At 64.7% G+C, this 22,770-nt stretch carries 25 protein-coding genes; 14 read left to right on the forward strand and 11 right to left on the reverse strand.

Annotation, left to right across the window (positions count from 1 at the left end; genetic code table 11):
- Positions 1-48 precede the first annotated feature (48 nt).
- The 6 genes from FSZ31_RS06840 (at position 49) to FSZ31_RS06865 (ending at position 5,608) form a co-directional block, all read left to right on the forward strand.
- Complete coding sequence (locus FSZ31_RS06840) at positions 49-681, forward strand: fasciclin domain-containing protein (protein ID WP_147122645.1); 633 nt, start codon at positions 49-51, stop codon at positions 679-681.
- 173 nt (positions 682-854) lie between these two features.
- On the forward strand, positions 855-1,169 hold the full coding sequence (locus tag FSZ31_RS06845; protein ID WP_147122646.1) for an NAD(P) transhydrogenase subunit alpha: 315 nt from the start codon (positions 855-857) through the stop codon (positions 1,167-1,169).
- 20 nt (positions 1,170-1,189) lie between these two features.
- On the forward strand, positions 1,190-2,629 hold the full coding sequence (locus FSZ31_RS06850; RefSeq protein ID WP_147123230.1) for an NAD(P)(+) transhydrogenase (Re/Si-specific) subunit beta: 1,440 nt from the start codon (positions 1,190-1,192) through the stop codon (positions 2,627-2,629).
- On the forward strand, positions 2,629-3,324 hold the full coding sequence (locus tag FSZ31_RS06855; RefSeq protein ID WP_147122647.1) for an aspartate/glutamate racemase family protein: 696 nt from the start codon (positions 2,629-2,631) through the stop codon (positions 3,322-3,324). The genes FSZ31_RS06850 and FSZ31_RS06855 overlap by 1 nt, the downstream gene beginning before the upstream one ends.
- 47 nt (positions 3,325-3,371) lie before the next feature.
- The gene (locus FSZ31_RS06860) at positions 3,372-4,595 is read left to right on the forward strand and encodes a parallel beta-helix domain-containing protein (RefSeq protein ID WP_147122648.1); all 1,224 of its coding nucleotides are present in this window, start codon (positions 3,372-3,374) and stop codon (positions 4,593-4,595) included.
- An 8-nt stretch (positions 4,596-4,603) separates the two neighbouring features.
- The gene (locus tag FSZ31_RS06865; RefSeq protein ID WP_236643713.1) at positions 4,604-5,608 is read left to right on the forward strand and encodes an SO2930 family diheme c-type cytochrome; all 1,005 of its coding nucleotides are present in this window, start codon (positions 4,604-4,606) and stop codon (positions 5,606-5,608) included.
- A gap of 12 nt (positions 5,609-5,620) precedes the next feature.
- On the opposite strand, the gene FSZ31_RS06870 is transcribed toward FSZ31_RS06865, so the two are convergent.
- Positions 5,621-6,046, reverse strand: a complete 426-nt coding sequence (locus tag FSZ31_RS06870) for a DUF2147 domain-containing protein (RefSeq protein ID WP_147122650.1) — start codon at positions 6,044-6,046, stop codon at positions 5,621-5,623.
- Between the two features lie 64 nt (positions 6,047-6,110).
- Between FSZ31_RS06870 and maiA the strand changes: the two genes are divergently transcribed.
- The 5 genes from maiA (at position 6,111) to FSZ31_RS06895 (ending at position 10,187) form a co-directional block, all read left to right on the forward strand.
- The gene (maiA, locus tag FSZ31_RS06875) at positions 6,111-6,761 is read left to right on the forward strand and encodes a maleylacetoacetate isomerase (RefSeq protein WP_147122651.1); all 651 of its coding nucleotides are present in this window, start codon (positions 6,111-6,113) and stop codon (positions 6,759-6,761) included.
- A 57-nt stretch (positions 6,762-6,818) separates the two neighbouring features.
- Positions 6,819-7,277: a MarR family winged helix-turn-helix transcriptional regulator gene (locus FSZ31_RS06880; protein ID WP_147122652.1), complete on the forward strand. Its 459-nt coding sequence runs from the start codon at positions 6,819-6,821 to the stop codon at positions 7,275-7,277.
- Between the two features lie 128 nt (positions 7,278-7,405).
- Complete coding sequence (gene hppD, locus FSZ31_RS06885) at positions 7,406-8,461, forward strand: 4-hydroxyphenylpyruvate dioxygenase (RefSeq protein ID WP_147122653.1); 1,056 nt, start codon at positions 7,406-7,408, stop codon at positions 8,459-8,461.
- A 62-nt stretch (positions 8,462-8,523) separates the two neighbouring features.
- A complete protein-coding gene (locus FSZ31_RS06890) occupies positions 8,524-9,060 on the forward strand; it encodes a VOC family protein (protein ID WP_147123231.1) in 537 nt (178 codons plus the stop codon).
- A gap of 125 nt (positions 9,061-9,185) precedes the next feature.
- Positions 9,186-10,187: a fumarylacetoacetate hydrolase family protein gene (locus FSZ31_RS06895; RefSeq protein ID WP_147122654.1), complete on the forward strand. Its 1,002-nt coding sequence runs from the start codon at positions 9,186-9,188 to the stop codon at positions 10,185-10,187.
- An 83-nt stretch (positions 10,188-10,270) separates the two neighbouring features.
- Here the strand turns inward: FSZ31_RS06895 and FSZ31_RS06900 are convergent, their stop codons facing one another.
- The 7 genes from FSZ31_RS06900 to FSZ31_RS06930 form a co-directional block, all read right to left on the reverse strand.
- Positions 10,271-11,269: a type II secretion system F family protein gene (locus FSZ31_RS06900; protein WP_201739141.1), complete on the reverse strand. Its 999-nt coding sequence runs from the start codon at positions 11,267-11,269 to the stop codon at positions 10,271-10,273.
- 21 nt (positions 11,270-11,290) lie between these two features.
- Positions 11,291-12,265, reverse strand: coding sequence for a type II secretion system F family protein (locus FSZ31_RS06905; protein WP_147122655.1), 975 nt, complete (start codon positions 12,263-12,265; stop codon positions 11,291-11,293).
- A 64-nt stretch (positions 12,266-12,329) separates the two neighbouring features.
- Entirely contained in the window at positions 12,330-13,601 is a 1,272-nt protein-coding gene (locus FSZ31_RS06910) for a pilus assembly protein CpaE (protein ID WP_147122656.1), read from the reverse strand.
- Positions 13,601-14,248: a CpaD family pilus assembly protein gene (locus tag FSZ31_RS06915; RefSeq protein ID WP_147122657.1), complete on the reverse strand. Its 648-nt coding sequence runs from the start codon at positions 14,246-14,248 to the stop codon at positions 13,601-13,603. Before FSZ31_RS06915 ends, FSZ31_RS06910 begins: the two co-directional genes overlap by 1 nt.
- 26 nt (positions 14,249-14,274) lie before the next feature.
- Positions 14,275-15,774, reverse strand: coding sequence for a type II and III secretion system protein family protein (locus FSZ31_RS06920; RefSeq protein WP_147122658.1), 1,500 nt, complete (start codon positions 15,772-15,774; stop codon positions 14,275-14,277).
- A 1-nt stretch (position 15,775) separates the two neighbouring features.
- Positions 15,776-16,798 carry a Flp pilus assembly protein CpaB gene (gene cpaB, locus FSZ31_RS06925; protein WP_147122659.1) on the reverse strand — a complete coding sequence of 341 codons (1,023 nt, stop codon included), beginning with the start codon at positions 16,796-16,798 and terminating at the stop codon, positions 15,776-15,778.
- 52 nt (positions 16,799-16,850) lie between these two features.
- Positions 16,851-17,336 carry an A24 family peptidase gene (locus FSZ31_RS06930; protein WP_147122660.1) on the reverse strand — a complete coding sequence of 162 codons (486 nt, stop codon included), beginning with the start codon at positions 17,334-17,336 and terminating at the stop codon, positions 16,851-16,853.
- Positions 17,337-17,386: 50 nt separating this feature from the next.
- Here FSZ31_RS06930 and FSZ31_RS06935 point away from each other — a divergent pair, with 50 nt between their 5' ends.
- Together FSZ31_RS06935 and FSZ31_RS06940 are read left to right on the forward strand one after the other, a co-directional pair.
- On the forward strand, positions 17,387-18,358 hold the full coding sequence (locus FSZ31_RS06935; RefSeq protein ID WP_147122661.1) for an alpha/beta fold hydrolase: 972 nt from the start codon (positions 17,387-17,389) through the stop codon (positions 18,356-18,358).
- Positions 18,355-19,467, forward strand: a complete 1,113-nt coding sequence (locus FSZ31_RS06940) for an NAD(P)/FAD-dependent oxidoreductase (protein ID WP_236643714.1) — start codon at positions 18,355-18,357, stop codon at positions 19,465-19,467. Before FSZ31_RS06935 ends, FSZ31_RS06940 begins: the two co-directional genes overlap by 4 nt.
- Here FSZ31_RS06940 and rnhA read toward each other — a convergent pair.
- From rnhA to ispH, 3 genes are read right to left on the reverse strand one after another with little or no spacing between them, the layout of a single operon-like run.
- On the reverse strand, positions 19,460-19,909 hold the full coding sequence (gene rnhA / locus FSZ31_RS06945) for a ribonuclease HI (protein ID WP_147122662.1): 450 nt from the start codon (positions 19,907-19,909) through the stop codon (positions 19,460-19,462). The two genes, FSZ31_RS06940 and rnhA, sit on opposite strands and share 8 nt — an antisense overlap.
- Positions 19,906-20,877 carry a homoserine kinase gene (gene thrB, locus FSZ31_RS06950; protein WP_147122663.1) on the reverse strand — a complete coding sequence of 324 codons (972 nt, stop codon included), beginning with the start codon at positions 20,875-20,877 and terminating at the stop codon, positions 19,906-19,908. The genes rnhA and thrB overlap by 4 nt, the downstream gene beginning before the upstream one ends.
- Positions 20,877-21,887 carry a 4-hydroxy-3-methylbut-2-enyl diphosphate reductase gene (gene ispH / locus FSZ31_RS06955; RefSeq protein ID WP_147122664.1) on the reverse strand — a complete coding sequence of 337 codons (1,011 nt, stop codon included), beginning with the start codon at positions 21,885-21,887 and terminating at the stop codon, positions 20,877-20,879. The genes thrB and ispH overlap by 1 nt, the downstream gene beginning before the upstream one ends.
- 246 nt (positions 21,888-22,133) lie before the next feature.
- Here ispH and FSZ31_RS06960 point away from each other — a divergent pair, with 246 nt between their 5' ends.
- Positions 22,134-22,742, forward strand: a complete 609-nt coding sequence (locus FSZ31_RS06960) for a hypothetical protein (protein WP_147123234.1) — start codon at positions 22,134-22,136, stop codon at positions 22,740-22,742.
- Positions 22,743-22,770 lie beyond the last annotated feature (28 nt).

The raw sequence follows: 22,770 nt of genomic DNA on the forward strand, positions 1-22,770 counted from the left end.
CAACGATCATCGGCCGTCATGCGTTGGGTCGGTTGAAAGGAGTACTTAATGAATAAGCTTACAATGATTACCACAATTTCCACGGTCGCGCTGATGGCGAGCGGCTGCATGACAACGACTGACATGAACGCGGAGGCCGACACGTCTGTTGCCAGCGCATCGACGAGCGCTACGGCAAAGACGTCAGCAAAGCCTGCCGTCGCGATGAGCAAGGTTGGCGGCGCCGAGATGTACGGCAACCGCAATATCATCGAGAACGCGGTCAATTCGCCGATCCACACCAAGCTGGTCGCCGCGGTCAAGGCCGCCGGTCTGGTTGACGCGCTGTCGGCCCCGGGTCCGTTCACCGTCTTCGCGCCGACCGATGAAGCCTTCGGCCTCATCCCGGCTGAAACCGTCAATGCGCTGATGATGCCCGAGGCACAGGCGCAGCTTGCCAATCTGCTCAAATACCATGTCGTCGCCGGGCGCATTACATCGGCCGACATCAAGGCGAAGGCCAAGGCGAATGCGGGCACCGCGACTTATGCGACGCTCCAGGGCGGGACGCTGAGCTTCGTACCGCAGGCCAATGGCACGATCCTGATCGAGGGCAATCGCGGCAAGGCGTATATTACGCAAGCCGACGTGATCCAGTCGAACGGCGTGATCCAGGTCATCAACGGCCTGCTGCTGCCGTAAGCTGACCCGATTGCTAACGCGAACGACGCCGCTCCATGATTGGGGCGGCGTTTTTCGTAGGTGCGGCGCTTGCATCGCTCGACAGGGCGGGCGGAATTTGCCACCGTCCCTCCCAAGGTCCTGCCCGCGCGACGGCGCTGCTGGGCCGGACGATAAAGCAAAGGGGCGCGGTCGTGGACTTTATCAGCATCTTGTCGATTTTCGTGCTGGCGTGTTTCGTCGGCTATTACGTCGTCTGGTCGGTGACCCCGGCGCTGCACACGCCGCTGATGGCGGTGACCAACGCGATCTCTTCGGTGATTATCGTCGGCGCACTGATCGCCAGCGCCGCGGCCGCCGTGCCGGGCGCCAAATGGCTCGGCCTCGCCGCGGTGGTGCTTGCCAGCATCAACATCTTCGGCGGCTTCGCGGTGACCGAACGGATGCTCGCGATGTACAAGAAGAAGGAACGGCCAGTTAAGCCCGCCGCGCCGGAGGCGGGCAAGTGAGCGCCGCAGTGATCCCCGACATGGGCATTGTCGAAACGACGGTCCACGCGGTCAATCCATGGGTCGCGCTGGCCTATCTCGTCGCGGGCATATGCTTCATTTTCGCACTGCGCGGCCTGTCGAATCCCGAGAGCAGCCGCAAGGGCAACCGCTTCGGCATGGCGGGCATGGCCATCGCGGTTGTCACCACGCTGGTGACGCACGAAATAGCAGGGATCGTCGAAATCCTGATCGCAATCGCGATCGGCGGCACGATCGGTCTCGTCACCGCACGGCGCATCGCAATGACCGCCATGCCGCAGCTCGTCGCCGCATTCCATAGCCTCGTCGGCCTGGCCGCTGTCCTTGTCGGCGTCGCCGCGTTCCTCAACCCCGAAGCGTTCGGAATCCTCGGCGGCGACGGCAACATCCTGGCCGTCAGCCGGATCGAGATGGCGCTCGGTGCCGCGATCGGCGCGATCACATTTTCGGGGTCGGTCATCGCCTTCCTGAAGCTCAACGGCAGCATGTCGGGCGCGCCGATCCTGCTGCCCGCTCGCCACGTCATCAACCTTGCGGTGCTCGGCGGAATCATCGTGCTGACCGCATTGTTCGCGATGTCGGGCGCGGGCGGTCCGGGCGAGAGCCCGCTGTTCTGGATCCTCGTCGCGCTCGCCTTTGCGATCGGGTTCCTGCTGATCATCCCGATCGGCGGTGCCGACATGCCGGTCGTCGTGTCGATGCTCAACAGTTACTCGGGCTGGGCCGCCGCCGCGATGGGCTTTACGCTGCACAATACCGCGATGATCGTCACCGGCGCGCTGGTCGGGTCGTCGGGCGCGATCCTGTCCTACATCATGTGCAAGGCGATGAACCGCAGCTTCATTTCGGTGATCGCGGGCGGCTTCGGCGCGGTTGCAGGACCCGAAGGCGGCGCGGTCAAGATCGACCGGCCATGGAAGGCGGGCAGCGCAGAGGATGCCGCGTTCCTGATGAAACAGGCCGAAAGCGTCATCATCGTCCCGGGCTATGGCATGGCGGTGGCGCAGGCGCAGCACGCGCTGAGGGAAATGGCCGACAAGTTGAAAGAACACGGCGTCAGCGTCAAATACGCGATCCATCCGGTCGCGGGCCGGATGCCGGGGCACATGAACGTCCTGCTGGCAGAAGCCAACGTGCCCTATGACGAGGTGTTCGAACTGGAAGACATCAATTCCGAATTTGCGCAGGCCGATATCGCCTTCGTCATCGGCGCCAACGATGTCACCAACCCGGCGGCGAAAACCGACAAGACCAGCCCGATCTATGGCATGCCCGTGCTCGACGTCGACAAGGCGAAGACCGTGCTGTTCCTCAAGCGGTCGATGGGCGGCGCGGGCTATGCCGGGGTCGAGAACGAGCTGTTCTTCCGCGACAACACGATGATGCTGCTGGCCGATGCGAAGAAGATGGTCGACGGTATCGTGAAGGCGCTCGATTGATGCGCAAATTGGGCCTGATCGGCGGGATGAGCTGGGCGTCGACCGAGCTTTATTACCGCCATCTCAACAAGAGCGTGAACAAGGCCAAGGGTGGTCTGTCGAGCGCGCCGCTGCTGATCGAAAGCCTCGATTTCGCCGATATCGCCCGTGCGCGCAGCGATGACGACTGGGCCCGTGTCGCGCAGATCCTGATCGCATCGGCACAGAGGCTCGAAGCGGCGGGTGCTGGCGCGATCATGATCGCGGCCAATTCGATGCACCGCGTCGCGCGCGAGGTCGAGGCGGCAATTGGCGTCCCGTTGCTCCACATCGCCGAAGCGGTCGGCAAGGCGCTTAAGGCCGACAAGGTCGGCTGCGTCGCGATCGTCGGGACCGCCAACGTCATGGCCGAGGGCTGGTACCGCCGCCGCCTGACACGTTACGGCATCAAGCTCGTCGAACCGCGCGATGATCGCGTCGAGGAGATCGAGCGGATCATTTACGAAGAGCTGATGCACGGCAAGGCGACGCGCGATTCCGAGCGGACGATGAAAACCTACCTGACAAATTACGACCAGGAGGACGTCGATGCCGTCGTCCTTGCCTCGACCGAACTCAGGATGATCGTCGATCCCAAGGCGAATGTCCTGCCGATCTATGACAGCACCGAGCTGCATATCGCGATGGGCGCCGAGTGGGTCCTGCACAAAGGCTAGAAAAAGCCCAGGATTGACAGCGGCGGCGATCCGCGCATGATCCGTATATGAAGAAAATCATGTTCGGTGCGGCGCTCGCCGCCATTTCGCTCTCGTCACCCGCGCTCGCCGATACGATTTCGGTCGCGCCAGGCGAAGGCGCGCAGGAACGATTGCAGGAGGCGCTGATCGTCGCGCAGCCGGGCGACACGGTCGAGCTCGGCGCGGGGCGGTTCGTCCTGACCGATGGCCTGTCGCTCGACGTCGACGGGGTGACGGTCAGGGGCGCGGGGCAGGATGCCAGCGTGCTCGATTTCACCGGTCAGCTGGCGGCGGGCGAGGGGCTTCTGGTGACATCGGACAATGTCACGCTGCGCGATTTCGCGGTCGAGAACAGCAAGGGCGACGGGATCAAGTCGAAGGGCGCCGACAATATCGTCTATGCCCGCCTGCGCGTCGAATGGACCGGCGGGCCAAAGGAGACCAACGGATCCTACGGCGTCTATCCGGTCGAGAGCGTCGGCGTGCTGATCGACGGAGTGATCGTAAAGGGCGCGTCGGACGCGGGCATCTATGTCGGCCAGAGCAAGCAGATCATCGTGCGCAACTCTGTCGCGATGTACAATGTCGCAGGGATCGAGATCGAGAATAGTCGTGATGCGCGCGTCACGGGCAATTACGTCAGCCGCAATACCGGCGGCATCCTCGTTTTCGACCTGCCCAATCTTCCCAATCTCGTGAACGCGGGCAATTTTGGCGGCAATGTGCGCGTCGATCACAATCTGATCATCGCCAACGACACGCCCAATTTCGCGCCCAAGGGCAATATCGTCGCAAGCGTGCGCAAGGGCACCGGCGTGATGGTCATGGCTAACGAGAATGTCGAGGTTGCCGACAACGTCATTGCCGACAACGGCACCGCCGGCGTGCTGGTCGTCGCGTATCCGTTGTCGTTCGGCGACGCGAAATATAACCCTTATCCGCGCAATGTCCTGATCGACGACAGCAACAGCTTCGTCCGCAACGGACGCGATCCGCAATATGAAGGTGGCGCGCAGATGGCGGCGGCCTTTGGCGGAGCATTGCCGCCGGTCATCTGGGACGGCCTGGGCAAAAACGCGCTTGTCGTGGCGAATGGGATTGCCGCGCTCTCGCTCGGCCTGGCCGCGCAAGGCACCGACGTGTCGCAGGCGCATCCCGCCCCGGCGGCGGGCGTCGGCAAGGACCTCAGGCTCGCGCCGCTCGCGCCGGTCACGCTGCCCGATGCAATCGAGATTCGCGCGCAACAATGATCCGTGGCGTGAGCCTGGCAGCGATCGGCATCGCGACCACATTGGTGCTTGGCGCGACCGTACCTGTTGCCAAGGTCGACGATGCCGCAATCACCGCGGCAGGCTTTCCCGCGCAACTGTCCGATTATCGGTTCTTCGGTGATGCCAAGGCACGCGATCCGGCCGAGGGCGTCATTCCCTATCGGCTCAATACGCCGCTGTTTTCCGATTATGCCGAGAAACTGCGCTATCTCTACATTCCCGATGGTAGGCAGGCGAAGGCGAACGGCGAGGGGCTGATCGCGCTTCCGGTCGGCAGCGCGATCATCAAGAGCTTCGGCTACGAACACGACGGCAATCTCAGGCTGATCGAGACGCGCGTGCTGCTGCATCGCGCCGACGGCTGGCTGGCGCTGCCCTATGTCTGGAACGATGCGCAGGACGCGGCGATGCTCAAGCTGGGCGGGTCACGCGTGCCGGTGACCTTCATCGATCCGTCGGGCGCGACGCGCAGCATCAGCTATGCCGTGCCCAACAAGAACCAGTGCAAGGAATGTCATGCGGTGAACGGCGTCGTGACGCCGATCGGGCCCAAGGCGCGCAACATGGACGCCGCGTTCCTGGCGCAGCTGGTTGCGGCGGGCAAGCTCGATGCCGAACCCAAGGTCGCGCAGCGGCTGCCGGTCTGGGAGGATCGCGCCAATGCCCCCGTTGAGGCGGTGGCGCGCGCCTATCTCGACGCCAATTGTGCACATTGCCACCGGGCCGAAGGATCGGCGAGCAATTCGGGGCTGAGCCTTGGCTGGGAGGTCGCCGATAGCGTTGCGCTCGGGATCGGCAAGCGGCCGACCGCGGCGGGGCGGGGATCGGGCGACCTCGATTTCGATGTCGCGCCGGGCGATCCGGCGCATTCGATTTTGGTTCACCGGATGAAAAGGCTCGAACCGGGCGTCGCGATGCCCGAGCTGGGGCGCGCAACGGTCCATGACGAGGGCGTCGCCGCAGTCGCGGCGTGGATCGCGCGGATGCGCTAGTCGAGCGTGGGTTCAGCCCGCCCGGGTCCAGCTCTGGCTCTTGCAGAACGGACCGATGCATCCCTTGACGGTGAGCCTGCTGCCATGCGTTTCGAGGACCGAGCGATAGTCCTTGCCGCTCTTGGGATCGTAGATCCGGCCGCGCCATTCGTCGCCGTCCCGCGCGAAGCCGGTCAGGACCGAAAGGCCAAGCAGCCTGCGGCCGCGCAGTTTCGCGTCGGGATTTTTGACGTCGCGCTGGTCGATGCCGCCCGGCGGCGGTTTGAGGAACCTGACGATACGACCGCACAGGCTTTGGCCGCACGGCGCGATCTCGACGACGGCATCGCGCGCCTCGGTCTGCCAGCGGCCCTCGATCGAAGCGTTCGGAGCCGCCGCGGCGGCCGGAATGGCAGCGGTCGCGATCGCAACGCCGGTCAGAAAAACCCGTAATCCCATTGCCTTGTCCTTTATCGTGGCGCCATGCTTGCCAGCGTTCTCGCCGCGCGGCAAGGTCGCCGTTATGACCAGTCCAGACCAGCCCGAGATCGTCCTCCACGATTATTTCCGCAGCTCGGCATCGTACCGCGTGCGCATCGTGCTCAAGCTCAAACGCGTGGCCTATCGTTCGGTGCCGACGAGCCTGCTCGAAGGCGAAAATAAAGCGGCGGCCTATGTCGCGCGCAATCCGCAGGGCTTCGTGCCGATGCTGAGCGTCGGCGACACCGATCTGACGCAGAGCCTGGCGATTATCGACTGGCTCGACGCGACCTATCCCGATCCGCCCATGGTGCCGTCGGACCCGCTGGCACGCGCCAAGGTCCTCGCCGCCGCGCTGGTGATCGCCGCCGATATCCATCCGGTCGACAATCTGCGCGTGCTCAAATATCTCAAGAACACGCTCGGCCACGACCAGACGACGGTCGACGACTGGTATCGTCACTGGATCATCGAAGGCTTCGACGCGCTCGAACAGCTGGCCCCGCGCGAGGGCCTGTTCGGGGGGGATACGCCCAACCTGGCCGATATCTGCCTGGTGCCGCAGATGTATAATGCGCGCCGGTTCGCGACGCCGCTCGACGCCTTTCCCCGGCTGGTGCGGATCGATGCCGCGCTGCAGGCGATCGATGCGATCGCGGCGGCGCATCCCGATGCGGTCAAACCGGCCGATTGATCCCGCAGCCCGGGCGAGCGACTGGACTTGCCTGGCCGCGCCCGCAATAGTGCTCCGATGCCATCGACCAAGCTCAACCTGCCGCGCTTCCTGCCGTACCAGCTGTCGATCGCGTCGAACGCGGTCAGCCAGCTGATCGCGACCGAATATGCCGCGCGCTTCGGTCTGCGCGTCCAGGAATGGCGCGTCATCGCGGTGATCGGCGATCGCGAGGCATTGGCCCAGCGCGATCTCGTCACGCTGACGCGGATGGACAAGGTCAGCGTCAACCGCGCGGTCCGCCGCCTCGTCGAGCGCGAATTGCTCGACCGCGTGCCCAATCCGGGCGACGGGCGTTCGCATCGCCTTGCGCTGACCAAGGCGGGCCGGGCGCTCTATGAAGACGTCGTGCCGCACGCGCTCGATATCGAACGCCAGGTCCTCAAGCCGCTCAGCCGGACCGAGCGCGAACAGCTCTGGCACCTGCTCGAACGGCTCCGCGGCAGCGCCGACCGACTGATCGAAAAACACGACTAGACGCGCGCAGTTGCCTTGTTTTCCGGTCGCGTTTGCGATATAGTTTCATTTGAAACGAACACCGGGAAGGGTTGAATATGGACAGCGCAATTGCGGATAAAGGTAAATCGGATCAAGCGAGTAACGAGATGGGCTTGGACGGTTTCGAGTTTGTCGAGTTCACCCATCCCGACCCCGAGGTGATGGCCGACCTGTTTGAAAAGCTCGGCTTCACGCACGTCGCGACGCACCGCGCCAAACCGATCCGTCGCTATGCGCAGGGCGACATCAACTTCCTCCTCAACATGGAAACCGGCGGCCAGCCGGCGATGTTTCGCGAGACGCGCGGACCGTCGGCCTGTGCGATGGGCTTTCGCGTCGCCGATGCCGATGCCGCGCTCAAGCTCGCGGTCGAACGCGGTGCCACCCCGGCCAAGCGCGCATGCGGGCCGGGCGAACTCGACATTCCGGCGATCGAGGGTATCGGCGGCGCGCACGTCATGTTCGTCGACAAATACGGCGCCGAGGAAATCTACGACCATGATTTCGAACCGACCGGCAAGGGCAAGGACGACAATAGCGTCGGGCTGCACACGCTCGACCATCTGACGCACAACCTCAAGCGCGGCAACATGGATGTCTGGGCCGACTATTACGAGAACATCTTCAACTTCCGCGAGATCCGCTATTTCGACATTGCGGGCAAATCGACCGGCCTGTTTTCCAAGGCGATGACCGCGCCCGACGAGAAGATCCGCATTCCGTTGAACGAGAGCCAGGACGACCACAGCCAGATCGAGGAGTTCATCCGCGAGTACAAGGGCGAGGGGATCCAGCATATTGCGCTCAGCACCGACGACATTTTCGATACCGTCGACAAGCTGCGCGCCAACGGCGTCAAGTTCCAGGATTCGCCCGACACCTATTACGAGATGCTCGATAGCCGCCTGCCGGGCCACGGCCACGACGTGAAGGAAATGCACAAGCGCAAGATCCTGATCGACGGCTCGCCCGAGACCGGCGAGGGGCTGTTGCTTCAGATCTTCACCGAGAACATGGTTGGGCCGATCTTCTTCGAGATCATCCAGCGCAAGGGCAACCAGGGGTTCGGCGAGGGCAACTTCAAGGCGCTGTTCGAAAGCATCGAACTTGACCAGATGCGCCGTGGCGTGATCCCGGCGACCAAGGATGGAGACGCAGAGTGAGCGGCGAAACCAACCTGGCCGCGAAGGGCGGCGTCAGTACGTCCCCCGCGCCGCCGTTTGCGGTGCAACGCATCCACCACGTCGCCTATCGCTGCAAGGACGCCAAGGAGACGGTCGACTGGTACGGGCGCGTGCTCGGCTTTGCCTACACCAACGCCTTTGCCGAGGACCATGTCCCGTCGACCGGCGCCTACGACCCCTATATGCATGTTTTCCTCGATTGCGGGGGGGGCAACGTCATCGCCTTTTTCGAGCTGCCCGAGCAGCCCGAAATGGGCAGCGATCCCAACACCCCCGCCTGGGTCCAGCATCTCGCATTCGAGGTTTCGACCCTCGAAGAACTCGAAGCCGCCAAGGCGCATATCGAGGGGCTGGGGATCGACGTGCTCGGCCCGACCTATCACGGCATCTTCCGCTCGATCTATTTCTTCGATCCCAACGGCCACCGGCTCGAGCTCGCGTGCAATATCGGCACGCCCGAACAATATGCCGAACTCGAACGCGTCGCGCGGCCGATGCTCGAGGAATGGAGCGAGACCAAGAAGGCGCCGCAGCATGCTCAGTGGCTGCACGTCGACCCGGGCTCGCTGGTCGAATAGGTCGATCGCGCCACATTTATTTCAATCGGTCATTGCGAGCGCGGCGAAGCAATCTATCGTGAGGCCATGATAGGCGGCCGCGCCGCTGCGCTCTTGGCAATCACGACAGGAAGATGGGAAACCTTATGAAACTCGGATCGCTCAAACACGGCCGCGACGGCAAGCTCGTCGTCGTCAGTCCCGACCTCGCCTGGTATGCCGATGCATCGCACATCGTCCCGACGTTGCAGGGCGCGCTCGACGACTGGTCGACCCATGCCCCGCTGCTGCAGAACCTCGCGACCGATCTGGAACACAATGTCATTCCCCGCGAACGCTTTCACGAGCGCGATGCCGCATCGCCGTTGCCGCGCGCCTATCAATGGGCCGATGGCAGCGCCTATGTGAACCACGTCGCGCTGGTCCGCCAGGCACGCGGCGCCGAGATGCCTGACAGCTTCTGGCACGATCCGCTGATGTACCAGGGCGGCAGCGACGCCTTTATCGGCCCGCGCGACGACATCCCGCTCGCCGATGAAGCCTGGGGCTGCGATCTCGAGGCCGAGGTGGTCGTCGTAACCGGTGACGTGCCGCAGGGCGTATCGGCGACCGATGCGCTCGACCATATCCTGCTCGTCGGGCTGACCAACGACGTGTCGCTCCGCAACCTGATCCCCGGCGAGCTCGGCAAGGGCTTCGGTTTCTTCCAGTCGAAGCCGCCATCGAGCTTTTCGCCGGTTTTCGTCACTCCCGACGAACTGGGCGGTGCCTGGCAGGACGGCAAGCTGAAGGGCGAAGTGCTCGTCGAACTGAACGGCGAGCCATTCGGCAAGGCCGACGCCGGCGACGACATGACCTTCGATTTCGGCACGCTGATCGCGCATGCGGCCAAGACGCGGCCGCTCGGCGCGGGCACGATCATCGGATCGGGCACGGTATCGAACCGCGACAAGGATGGCGGCCCGGGCCAGCCGATCGCCAAGGGCGGCCTCGGTTATAGCTGCATCGCCGAAGTGCGGATGGTCGAGACGATCGAGGACGGCAAGCCGAGCACCGAGTTCCTGAAGAAGGGCGACAGCGTCAAGATCGTCATGATGGACGAGCATCACCACCCGATCTTCGGCACGATCGAACAGAGCGTGGCCTGACTCGGTCTGGCCGGTTTACATCGTCGATACGAAAAGGGCGCCTCGCGAGGCGCCCTTTTTCTGTCTGGAGGTGGCCGGTTCGCTTACTTGACCAGCGCGTCCTTGATCGAACAGGCCGCGGGCCCGAGGATGACGATGAACAGGACGGGCAGGATGAATAGGATTAGCGGCACCGTCATGATGGCCGGAAGGCGCGCGGCCTTTTCCTCGGCGCGCATCATGCGTTCGTTGCGGAATTCCGCCGACAGGACGCGCAGCGCGCTGGCCAGCGGCGTGCCGTATTTCTCGGTCTGGATCATCGTGGTGGTGACGCCTTTGATCGCTTCGAGATTGACGCGATAGGTCAGGTTCTCGAACGCCTGCCGACGCTCGGTAAGGAAGCCCAGTTCGATCGCGGTCAAGGCAAATTCCTCGCCCAGTTCGGGATAGGCCTTGCCCAGCTCGCGCGCGACGCGATGGAAACCGGCATCAACGGTGAGGCCGGCCTCGGCGCAGATGACGAGCAGGTCGAGCGCATCGGGCAACCCCTTGCGGATTGCGTCGGTGCGCTTGTTCTTGCGGTTGTTGACCCATAGATCGGGGCCCTTGTAGCCGAGAATGAGCGCCGCCATCACGGCGCCCGACTGTTTGATCGGCGACCAGTCGGGAAAATAGTCGATCCCGTAGATCATAAAGGCTGCGAAAGCACCAAGCGTGATCGGCGCGACGAGCCGGCCGAAGATGACCGCGATCGCGGCGTCCTTCGATCGAATGCCGGCCTGGGCCAGGTTCTGTTGCGCGGCCTTGATCTGGTCGTCCTGCAGCACCTTGAGCGAGCCGAGGAATTTGCGCATCAGATCGGTCGTCTCGTTCTTGCGGACGAGCTTGGCACGTTTCTTCGCGGTCGAGGCGGTAATACCCGCCTTGAGCTGTTCACGGCGCTCGGCGAGCGCTTTGACGCGCTTGGCCATCGGGTCGCGCACCGTGGCGGCAACATAGATGGCTAGCAGCACGGCGACCGCCCCGAGTGCCGCCAATATGCTGGCGACCAGGATCACGTCGACGCCCATGAGCGTGGGACCGGTTGCTACTGTGCTGTCCATTTCAGTCGTTCGAAACCCCCGTTAGATCTTGAAGCTGATCATCTTTTTCATGATGAATATGCCTATGCCCATCCACACCAGACCGCCGAGCCCGGTGATGATCAGGCGTTCCTCGTGGAAAAAGCCCGCGAGATAAGCGGGGTTGGTCATGTAGACGATGCCGAAGACGAAGAACGGCAGCGCGCCGACGATATAGGCAGATGCCTTGGCTTCGGACGACATCGCCTTGATCTTGAGCTTCATCTGCGCACGCTTGCGTAGCACTTCGCTGAGGTTGCCGAGCGTTTCGGCAAGATTGCCACCCGTCTCGCGCTGGATCGCCAGCGTGATGACGAAGAACTGGAATTCGGGTGTGCCGATCTTGTCGGCGGTTTCCTGAAGCGCGGCGTCCATCGTCTTGCCGATGCGGATCCGTTCGTTGACCGATTTGAACTCTTCGCCTACCGGACCGTCGACTTCCTTGGCTACGATGCCGAGCGTCTCTGAAATCGGCAGGCCCGATTTGAGGCCGCGGACCATCAGGTCGATCGCGTCGGGGAAGGTTTCGGTGAACTTGCGCGTCCGCTTGGCGATGAGGAAATTGACCGCCATGTGCGGCAGGCCGATGCCGATCAGCGAGCCGACGGCAAGGCTGAAGAACAGCGGCATGCCCTGCACCGCAAGGAGCAGCGTCAGCATCGTCACGATGCCGACATTGGTCCACATGAACTTGCCGATCTGCCAGTTCTTGCCGGTTCGCTTGAGCCGGTTTTCCAGCAGCTTGCGGTTGGGCATGTAGTTGGCGATGCGGGAATTCTTCTGGTTGGTCCGCTTGTTGATCGTCTTGCGCATCTGGACCGCAAGCATCTCTTCCGAGCCGCCGACATGACGTTCGCGGATCGCCAGCAGGCGGCGCGACTGCGCCTTGCCCGCCGAAGGACCGCCAAAGGCGAAGACGACCATCACCATCGGCGCAAACAGCGCCAGGGTCAGGAGGAGGAGGATCGACAGGCTCATAATGGCTTTCCGCTAGGCGAGGGAAGGCGGCGGCAAGCCGATCGGGCCGGTCCGCCGCACACCATCATTTTGCGTCCGATTTGGTGAACATCGCGGTGAGGTTCATCTTGCCGAGGAGCGAGCCCTTGGCCTTGCCCTTCTTGCCGACCTCTTCGACCTCCTCTTCGGAGACGTCGAGGATGTGCTGGACGAGCTTGGCATAAGGCTGGCCAGCCTTGGTACCGCGCACGATGTCGCCATAGGCACGGCCGAGCTTGGCCGCCTGCGCCGCCATCTTCGGATCGTCGGCGATCATGAAGTCAATCGGGCCTTCGATCGTTTCCTCGAAATCCTTGCGACTGATTTCGCCTGCGCCGCTCTTCACCTTGTTGGCGACGACGACGAGGCGCGTGTTGGGCGCGTTCTGCTTGAGGAACGACTTGAGCCGGATCATGTCGCGTGCAGCGGCCAGCGTCAGTTCGGTGACGATGACCGTCACCGCGACATCATTGAGCAGATGCGGATGTGCAACGAGCATGTGGCGCGGCAGGTCGAGCACGGTAACGTCGAAGGCGTTGCGCAGCTCTTCCTGGAGCATGTGGAAGGCGGAACCGTCGGTCAGGATCGGCTGATGGATCGGCGCTTCGGCCGACAGCAGCGCGAGATTCTCGCTCGCCCGGACCATTGCCCGTTCGATGAACAGCCCGTCGATCCGGCTGGGATTGTCGATCGCGTCGGTCAGACCGCGGCCCGGTTCGAGGTCGAGCGCGAGCGCGCCCGTTCCGAAATGGACATCGAGGTCGAGCAATGCGGTCGGCCGGTGCATAGTGTCGCTGATCAGCCAGGCGATCGAGGTCGCCACGGTCGAGGCACCGACGCCGCCGCGTGCGCCGATCACGGCGCTGAGCAGGTGGAGGCGTTCCTCGCTCGCATCGGCGGCCTGGCGCGGCGTGTTGAAGAACGCCTGCGCATTGACCAGCGTTTCGCGCAGCTGGTCGGGGACGAACGGCTTGAGCAGGTAATCGTGGATCCCGCTGGCGAGCAGGTCGCGATAGAGACGCACGTCGTTGACCTGGCCCATCGCGATGACGACGGTGCCGGGCTCGCACACTTCGGCGAGCGCGTTGATGTCGTTGAGCGGGTCGCCCGATTCGCTGAGATCGACGAACAGGATGTTCGGGCTCGCCGATACCGACAGTTGCTGGATCGCGTTGCGCAACCCGCCCTTGCAGCATTTTTCGGGCGGCCAGCCGAGCTCGCTGGCGATCGGCGTCAGCATCTCGAGCGTGTCGTCGTCGCAAACATAGGCGTTGAACGCGTCGCGGGTACCCGCATGCGGTTTAAACGGTGCGTTCATTACTTGCCCCCTCCATCGCTAGTAGACGTCTCTGTGAGTCCCTTGGACCCGGTAGGCACGGCGTCACGATAGACACCAATAGCCTTGGTCGCGGTCTTGGGATCGGTCAGTGCGCCCGCCTGGCCTTTGATCAGGTCCTGCGGATCGGCGACCATCGCGGCGAGATTGCTGTTGATTGCGCAACCGTAATTGGACGAGGTGCTGTTGGTGGGGTTGCTCGCATAGGTCGTTGCCGTATCGGGGCAATTGGGCACCCAAGCGGTCGAGCGCAGGACGACGACGCGAATGCTGCCGGGAGCGACGACGCCAGGCGTTACTGGCGCACCGGCTGCCATCAGTAATCCGCGAACACCGAGCATCCGGCCGATCGTGGCGCGGGCCGAGGCGGCATCGTAGCTGGTTCCATCGTCAATCGCGACGCGGTCGCCATAACCGACGTCGAGGGCCTCGAGCCAGCCGGCGAGACGGCCCTGTTCGGACGGGGGCAGTTCGCCGCCTGCCAGCTGCAGGTCGAGCGAATAGGCCTGTTGGCCGACGACCGGCTGGTGGACCGATTCGAGCCCACGGTTGGAAACCGCTGTGCCGGTGTTACAGGCGCCGAGCGCCAGGGCGACCGCGGCGGGAACAAGCAGTTTGGCTTTAATCATCGTCATTCTCCTCGATCGCCGAGCGATCAGAAACTGAAACCGGGCGCACTGGCGGCGGCGTCCTTCGACTTGGTGGCGACACGGCGATCCTTGTCGGCGGCGGGCGGTACCGCACCGATGATCCGGGGGTCGGGCGTAGGCGCGGTATCGGAACGCGGCATCGGCCGGGTCCCGTCCGAAGCGCCCGACGTCTTGCCCATGAAGACGCGGTCGAGATCGCTGGTCGTTTCATAGCCATCGGTCGGCAGCGAGATGCGGCTCGCGGTAACCGGTTTGACCAGATAGGGCGTGACAACGATCACCAGTTCGGTCTCGCCACGGCGATAATTGTCCGACTTGAACAAGGCGCCAAGGATCGGAATGTCGCCAACACCCGGGGTTTTCTCGATTGAGCTCGTCGACCGGTTGTTGAGTAGGCCGGCGATCATCATGCTTTCGCCCGAGCCCATCTCGACTGTCGTTTCGGTGCGACGGATGGTCAGCGCGGGCACTTGGAAACCGCCGATGGTCACGGCGCCTTCGCTCGAAAGCTCGGACACTTCGGGACGTACCCGCATCGAAATGCGACCGTTCGACAGCACTGTCGGCGTATAGGCCAGGCTCACACCGTATTTCCGAAACTCTACGGTAATCGAATTTCCGCTAGCGCCCGCTTGTGAGACCGGAATGGGAAATTCGCCGCCGGCAAGGAAGTCGGCCGTCTCGCCCGACAAAGCGGTCAAGTTGGGCTGTGCGAGTGTGGTGACAAGGCCGGCACGTTCGGCAAGGTCGAACGACGCGTTAAGATTGAGGCCAAGCAAATTCTTGACGATGCCTCCGACCGTCGTGGACGAGGTCTGGTTGGCAACTGCGCCGGTGGCTGGATTGACGATCCCACCTGATCCGCGCGATACGCCGAATACGAAGCCGCCAGTGGTATCGGTCGTCGCCAGATTTGCGCCGATGTCCTTGACCAGCGAGCGGTTGACCTCGGCAATGCGGACCTGGAGATTGACCTGCAACGGCGTCGCCGTCTGCAAGCGCGAGAGGACCTGCTGGCCCTCGCCGACAAAGGCCTGGACCAGGCGGTCAGCCTCGGCGGCATCCTGCGGCGCGGCGACGGTGCCGGTGAGCAGGACGAACCCGTTCATCGGCGTGACGATGATGTGCGCTTCGGGCATCGCGAGCGCCAGCATCTGGTCGATCGTTTCGATGTTGTTGCCGACGCGGATGGTCGCCGAATAGACGACCTTGCCAGAGGAATCGGTCGCATAGACGCTGGTTTCGCCCGGCGTCTTGCCGAAGATATAGAGCTGGCGCGACGAGCGGACCTGGACATCGGCGATCTTGTCGTCGGCGATGAAGATGTCGCTCATCGCGCTCGGCAGCGAGACGAGACGTCCGCGGCCGACCGACAGAAGGACGTCGTTGCCCGCGCTCTGGACCGTCTGGGCCGCGGCGGGAACGCTTGCCGTCGTGGCGAAGGTCGCGGCGGCGGCAATCGCGGCCGCAATCGATGCCTGCGCGAGATAGTGTGCCAATTTCATCTTATTTACCCCCAACCGGAACTACGCTGACTTCACCGCCGCGCGAGACGCGGACGCTGGGACCCTGATAGGCCGGCGCCTGACCCGAGCCGGCAGGAACCGAGCTTCCGATCACGGCCGGAGCGCCCAGATTGCCATTATTGCTGCTGAAGGCCGGCTTGGTGCGCCGCGCATAGCGTGACACCTCACCGCCAGTGGTCGACGTAATATCGGTGTCGACCGGCCGCGACTTGATTTCGAGCAGCAGGCGTTTTTCGCCCGCGGCATCCTCGGGAACCGAGACTTCGCCAGCAGCGATTGCGCGTTCGAGCTCGGCCGAGTCGTCGGCGAGCGGGCGCAATGCGAGGCTGAGCTTGCCCATGACCTGAGCCACGGTGATCTTTTCCGCGATGCGCGGGGTGACTTCGAGCGTCACCGAGGCGAAGGCGAGAACCTCGTCCTTGCCGTCGGCGTTCTTGCTCGACGTGCGCTGATCGGTGGCGAGCACGCGCAGGTTACGAACGATCGTGTCGGTGACATAGAGCGCGGGGCCGCCGTCGTCGCCGTCGATCGTCTGGGTCAGCGCGAGATCGACTCGGTCACCCGGGAAGACGAAGCCGGCGACACCGCTTTCGGCCGAAACCGAAACAGTGATGGCACGCATGCCCGGGCCGAGAGCGGCAGCAAGGAAACCGCGGTCGCCCGGATGGACGAGCGCGCCCTGGGTCAACGGCTCACCGGCGGTGATCGCGTTGCGGACGACGGTGCCGACAAGGCTACCGTCGGCGGTGCTTTCCTTGAGGAAATAATTCTTGCCGTCGACGAGCTGCTGCGGCCAGGCCTGGTAGCGCAGCGCATCGGGGGTGATGATCGTGCCGACGGGCAAGGGCCGCGTGGCGACGAGAATCTGGGGACCCTGCGGAGCGACCGAGGCAGCGTTCGATGTCGGCGTCGCCGAACCGCGCATCAGCGAATTCACTCCGAAAGCGGCGCCCAGCGCTACAATCAGCGCCCCGACGATGAGGAATATTTTCTTGCCATCCATGATGAAACTCGCTCCTAAGCAGCCCGCTTCGGGCCGTCCCCTGCGCCTCTAATCAGGCAAATTGGTTAATATATTGTTGGTTAATGGCCCAGATTCCGGCGATTGCGATGGCCACGCCATAAGGCACGCCTTCGCTCAGCGGCGTGCGGCGCACCTTGTGCCAGAGCCAGACGATCACGGTCAGCAGGCCGCCCGCGACCGCCATGATCATCAGCACGTTGAGGAGCAGGCCGGCGGGAAGCCACAAGGCGAGCGCGGCGATCATCTTGACATCGCCGCCGCCCATCGCGCCGAGCGCGAAGAAAATTGCGAACAATGCGAAGGTGGCGAGCGCCAGGCCGAGCTGGATCGCCATCATCGGCCACGGATCGAGGCCGATCGCGAACCAGAACGGAATCGCGCCAAGCGCGATCGCCCCGTTGAGCCAGTTGGATATGCTGCGCGATCGCAGGTCGCTGATCGCCGCGGCGAACAGCAGGACCGCCAACAGCCCGACCAGCAATGTCGGATAGATCAGATCGGGCGCGATGCTGTTCATACGCAAATGCGCTAGACGAGAGGGCTTACCAAACCGTAACCATGTTGGTCATGACCGACTCCACATTCGACCGCCGACGCATCCCCGATGACGCCACGATCACCCGCTGGACCGCTGGCGACGGCTGGAACCTGCGCAGTTTTCGCTGGCCGGTGGCGGGGACGGCGCGCGGCACCGTCCTGTTCATGGGCGGGCGCGGCGATTTCTTTGAAAAATACCTCGAGACGTTCGCCCATTTCCACCGGCTCGGCTGGCGGGTCGAAAGCCTAGACTGGCGCGGGCAGGGCGGTTCGGGACGGCTCGGCGCGCGCAGCGACGTCGGCCACACGACGCGCTTTGCCGACTGGACGCGCGATCTTGCCGATTATGCCACCGAGCTGAAGGCGCGCGCGCCCGGCCCGATCGTCGTGATCGGCCACTCGATGGGCGGGCACCTCGTCCTGCGCGCGCTGGCCGAAGGCGCGCTACCCGTCGCTGCCGCGGTCCTCGTCGCGCCGATGCTCGGCTTCGCCGACTCGCTGCCACAATGGATGGGCCGGGTCGTCGCGCACATAGCGGCGAAGATTGTCGGCACCGAACAGCGGATGTGGAAGGTCAGCGAAAAGCCGTTTTCGCCGCTCGACAAGCGCATGGGCCTGCTGACGCATTCGCGCGAACGCTATGCCGACGAGCAATATTTCTGGGACACGAGGCCCGAACTCAAGCTTGGCCCGGCGAGCTGGGGCTGGATCGCGGCGGCGTATGATTCGTTCGCCTGGCTGGCGAAGCCCGGGCGGATCGAGGCGATCAAGACGCCCGTGCTGATCCTTTCGGCAAGCGCCGACGGTCTCGTCAGTCCGCCCGCGACCCGCGCAATGGCTGCGCGCCTCCCGCATGCGCGGCTGGTCGAGTTCGGCGACGATGCGGCGCACGAGCTGCTGCGCGAGACCGATGCCGTTCGCGACTCCGCGCTCGCGGCGATCGATACACTGCTCGACGAGACGGTGCCGAGCGCGACGGTTGGGGCGTCAACCGAGGCGTGAACGACGACGCGGTGACTGCCTGCGATGTCCTGATCATCGGTGCCGGCATGGCGGGCGCGGGGCTTGCCGCCGCGCTGCCAGCCGAGCTGCGCGTTACATTGCTCGAGGCAGAAGACACGCCGGGCTATCACGCGACCGGCCGTTCGGCGGCGTTCTGGCATGAAACGCTCGGCGGGCCGCACGTCCGCGCGCTGACCCGCGCATCCTATGGTGCGCTCGATGCGGGCGGGTTCCTGACACCGCGCAAATCGTTCGAGGTCGCCGAGGCCGACGACCTCGCGAAGCTCGATACGCTCGAGAGGCAGTTTGCCGGGACGGGAGTCAGGCTCGATCGCGTCGATCGCGCGGGGCTGCTCGCACTCGTGCCGCGCGCGGCGCCGGTGCTTGTCGGCGGGCTGGTCGAGGTCGACGGCGCCGATATCGACGTTGCTGCGGTCCACGCCGCGGCGCTGGGGCTGGCGCGGCGCAACGGCGCGAGCCTTGTCACCGGCGCGCGGGTCGATCGGATCGCACGCGAGGATGGACGTTGGCGGGTCGAGGCGGGGGGACGCGTTTTCGCCGCCGACATCCTCGTCGATGCGGCGGGCGCCTGGGCCGATGCGATCGCGCGGATGGCAGGCGTGGCGCCTCTCGGCATCGTTCCCAAGCGGCGCACGATGGTCCAGGTGCGCGTCGATAGCGCCGACGTTCCCGCCGACCTGCCGCTGGTGATGGATATCGCCGGGCGCTATTATTTCCGTCCGGTCGATGCGCAGCGTCTGTGGCTGTGTCCGCACGACGAGACGCCGGTCGAGCCGCACGACGTCGCGCCCGAGGAGATCGACGTCGCGACCGCGATCTACCAGTTCGAGCGGGTCACCGACTGGCGCGTCGCGGCGGTCGAGCGCAAATGGGCGGGTCTGCGCAGCTTTGCTTCCGACCGGCTGCCGGTGATCGGTTTCGCTGCGGACGTGCCGGGCTTTTTCTGGCTCGCGGGGCAGGGCGGGGTCGGTATCCAGACCGCGCCGGCGGCATCGGCACTGGCGGCGGCGCTGATTACGCGCCGCGACCCCGAAATGCCCGGGGTCGATCCCGAGCGCTACGATCCCGCGCGCTTCGCCGTTACTTGATCTGGCGCGCCTTGGCGGCGTCGCTGGCGAGCTGATCGGCGATGTCGTTGTCGGGGTGACCCGAATGGCCCTTGACCCAGTGCCAGGCCACGTCGTGCCGGGCGGCGGCGACTTCGAGCGCCTGCCACAGGTCGGCATTGGCGACGGGCTTTCGCGCCGCGGTGCGCCAGCCGTTCTTCTTCCAGCCGTGGATCCATTTGGTGATGCCGTCGCGGACATAGGTCGAATCGGTGCTGAGATCGACGCGGCAGGGGCGTTTGAGCGCGTCGAGCGCCTCGATCGCGGCCATCAGCTCCATGCGGTTGTTGGTCGTCGGATCCTCGCCGCCGGAAAGCAGGAGTTCGCGGTCGCCCCAGCGGATCACCGCGCCCCAGCCGCCGGTGCCGGGATTGCCCTTGCACGCGCCATCGGTGGCGATGCGGACTGGCGTCTGTTCGGTCATTGCGGTGTCGGTCCCATCAGGTCTTCGCTGCTTGCCGCGGCGTAGAAGCGCAGGCGGCGGGCAAAGGCAAGCGGGTCCTTGCGCGTGACGCCGATATCGTCGCGCCACGCAAACCAGTCCTCGGCCCGCGTCAGCAGGAAACGCAGCGACGCGGCCATGCCGAGCAGCGGCAGCGCGGCGCGCTCTTCGGGCAAGAGGCCGTGTGCGCGTTCATATCCGTCGACCAGCGCCGCAGAACGATCGGCGAGCAGGCACGTCCCGTCGGCATCGAAGCACCAGGCCGCATGCGTTACCGCGAGGTCATAAGCGCGCACCTCGTGGCAGGCGAAGGCGAAGTCGATCAGGCCGGTGATGCTATCGCCCACCGCCATGACGTTGTCGGGAAACAGGTCGGCGTGGATCGTCGCGTGTGGCAGTTCTGCGGGCCATTCGGCCTCGATCCGTGCCAGCGCGGTATCGACGATTGCCTTGAGCCCGGGTTGAAGCTCGTCGAGGCGCTCGCCATAACGCCCGGCGAGATCATGCCATGCATCGCGCCCCTGCGGATTGCGCCGGGCCAGCGCGAAGGCGGCGAGCGCGCGGTGCATTCGCCCGAGCGCCTCGCCCGCACCGGCGCACTGGCCCAGCGTGGGATCGTCGATCGCCGCGCCTTCGAGCCAGCCGAACAGCGCGGCGGGTTTTCCCGCAATGGTGGAGAGCGCCGCGCCGTCGTCTGCGCGAAGCACTGGCGGAACCGCGATGCCGCGGCTGGCAAGATGATCGTGCAGCGCGATCAGCCACGGCAGGTCGTCGCCGTTCGTGCGGCGTTCGAACAGCGTCAGCAGGACCGGGCCGCCGCTCGTATCGAGTCGGTAGTTGGTGTTCTCGATCCCCTGGTCGATGCCGGTGAGCACATTGAGTGTACCCAGCCGATAGCCGGCGACCAGCGTCGCGGCGTCGGCGAACGCGACCTTGGTGTGGACCGCCATCAGGCGGCGCGGGTGCCCGCCTCGGCCGCCTGCTGCGCAGATTTGTCGTCGGCGGTCTGCTGCAGCTCCTTGGGCAGCTTGAACACCATGTTCTCGCGCGCGGTCTCGACCGTCTGTTCGGTGATGTCATAGCGCGTCGCGAGCCGGTCAATGACGCCGCGGACGAGGATTTCGGGTGCCGAGGCCCCGGCGGTGATGCCGAGCGTCGCCACGCCTTCAAGCCAGTCGAAATCGACGCCGTGGGGACCTTCGACGAGCCGCGCGGGCACGCCGTCGCGTTCGGCAACCTCGACGAGGCGCAGCGAGTTAGAGCTGTTGGGCGCGCCGATGACGATGACCGCGTCGCACTGCGATGCGATCGCCAGTGTCGCTTCTTGCCGGTTCGAGGTCGCGTAGCAGATGTCCTCGCCGCGCGGGCCGACGATGGCGGGGAAGCGCGCGCGCAGCGCCGCGACGATCGCCGCGGTATCGCTCACCGAGAGCGTCGTTTGCGTCAGGAAGGCGAGGTTGTCGGGGTCCTCGATCTCGAGCGCGGCGACATCGTCGAGCGTCTCGACCAGCGTCATCGATCCTTCGGCGACCTGGCCGAGCGTGCCGATCACCTCGGGATGGCCGCGATGGCCGACAAAAATGATATGGCGGTCGGCGGCAGCGTGGCGTTCGGCCTGGCGATGAACCTTCGATACCAAAGGGCAGGTCGCATCGACGAAATGGAGGCCGCGCTGCGCCGCCTTGTGCGGCACCGCCTTGGGCACGCCGTGCGCGCTGAACACGACGGGCACGCCATCGGGAACGTGATCGAGCGTTTCGACGAACACCGCCCCCTTGTCGCGCAGCGTCGCAACGACGTGCGCGTTGTGGACGATTTCGTGGCGGACATAGACCGGCGCGCCATATTGTTCGATCGCCAACTCGACGATCCGGATCGCGCGATCGACACCGGCGCAGAATCCGCGCGGCGCGGCGACGAGGACGAGCAGCGGCAGGCGGGGAGGGGGAGAAGCTGTCATGGCTTGCAGCATATAGAAGCAGGCGAGGGTGCGTAAAGGCGCTTCGTAGCGGTTGCGTGGCTGCGAACGCGCGGATAAGGACGCATATGACCGTGCCATGGTGTGCCGGCGCGCCGCATCCAGACCGTAATTTCGAGGATATCGACCTTGCCCAGCCCCCATTCGCCGCTCTCTTCCGCCTCGCCGCGCGATACTGCCGGACGTATCCTGCGGCGCACGCTGCCCGTCGTCGCGATCGGCACTGCGATGCTGCTCGGCGGCTGCAAGAGCTCGGGCGACATCGACCTTACTTCGGGCGTCGGAATCACCCAGGAGCGGACCGCATGTCCGGCGATCGGCGTGCCCGATTACACCGGCGACATCACCGTGTTCGATCCGGCCAGCAGCCGCGACGCTACCGCGATCGACGTGACTGCGGTCATCACCAACGTCCGCAGCCAGTGCAACGAACAGGGCGAGCAGGTCTATGCCGTCGCGACGTTCGACGTGCGCGCCAGCCGCCGCGACTACAGCCAGGCACGCGAAGTGACCTTGCCCTATTATTCGACCGTCGTTCAGGGCGGCCGCAACGTCGTGTCAAAACGCCTCGGTTCGGTCACGCTGCGCTTTGCCGCGGGTGAATACCGCGCCAGCACGCAGGCCCAGGCGGCCGCCTATATCGACCGCGCCGCGGCGTCGCTGCCCGACGATATCCAGCGCCAGATCACGCGTGAGCGCAAGCCGGGCGAGGCCGACGCGGCGATCGATCCGCTCGCCATTCCCGAGGTCAAGGCCGCCGTCCAGCGCGCGACCTTCGAACTGCTGATCGGCTTCCAGCTGACCCAGGACCAGTTCAAATACAACGTCACGCGCTAGACGCCCGGCGCGCTGCCGGCGGGGCAGG

The sequence above is a fragment of the Flavisphingopyxis soli genome, assembly GCF_007995095.1.
GTDB classification, from domain to species: domain Bacteria; phylum Pseudomonadota; class Alphaproteobacteria; order Sphingomonadales; family Sphingomonadaceae; genus Flavisphingopyxis; species Flavisphingopyxis soli.